The organism is Bacillus sp. mrc49, from assembly GCF_002803435.1.
Genome location: NZ_PHNG01000593.1, coordinates 1 through 829 on the forward strand (window position 1 = coordinate 1; position 829 = coordinate 829).

At 48.3% G+C, this 829-nt stretch carries 1 protein-coding gene and 1 pseudogene; both read right to left on the minus strand.

Annotation, left to right across the window (positions count from 1 at the left end):
- A pseudogene (locus tag CVN76_RS06235) lies at window positions 1–531 on the minus strand (NADH-quinone oxidoreductase subunit D); the annotation flags it as partial.
- A 5-nt stretch (window positions 532–536) separates the two neighbouring features.
- Window positions 537–829, minus strand: a 293-nt coding sequence (locus CVN76_RS06240; RefSeq protein ID WP_198512508.1) for an NADH-quinone oxidoreductase subunit C, incomplete at its 5' end; no start/stop codon positions are given.

An 829-nucleotide genomic window follows, 5' to 3' on the forward strand; every position in this document is an offset into this window, starting at 1 on the left:
ATAAGGCACGAACTCGGCGACCTTTGCAATCCAGCCTTCGGGGGCGTCCCATTTCACTCCGCCCACTCGCATATAATTGAATGTAAGCCGTGCCCCCGACAATTCGGTCAATAAGTTGACGATCATTTCACGCTCGCGAAACGCGTATAAAAAAGGGCTCGTCGCTCCTATATCAAGCAAGTATGTCCCCCACCAAACAAGATGGCTCGCCACTCTGCCCAACTCCATGGCGATCACCCGCAAATATTCAGCCCTATCAGGGACCTCCAATCCCATCATTGTTTCGACAGCATGGCATAACACATAATTATTTGTCATGGCCGCCAGATAATCGAGCCGATCGGTATATGGAATGATTTGCGTATATTGCAGGTTCTCCGCCAGCTTTTCCGTACCACGATGCAAATACCCGATAACGGGGGTGGCCTCTTTTATAATTTCGCCATCAATCTTGATGACGAGCCGAAAAACGCCATGCGTGCTCGGATGCTGAGGTCCGACATTGAGAAGCATTTCTTCCGTCCTTAACATTGGGGTTACACCTCCACATCATAAGGCTGATAATCTTTCCTAAGGGGATACCCTTTCCAATCATCACCAAGTAAAATCCGCTTTAAGTCAGGGTGCCCACGAAAATTGATGCCTAATAAATCATAGGCCTCACATTCCGGCCAATTGGCCCCTTGCCATAACGGGACCAGGGAGGGAATGGCTGGAGAATCTCTGTCCAGCTTCACCTTAAGGGCAATGGATTGATTCATGTCGAATGAATGCAAATGTACATAGATTTCCATATGGGTTTCAAAATCGGTGCCGTGAAGTTCCGATA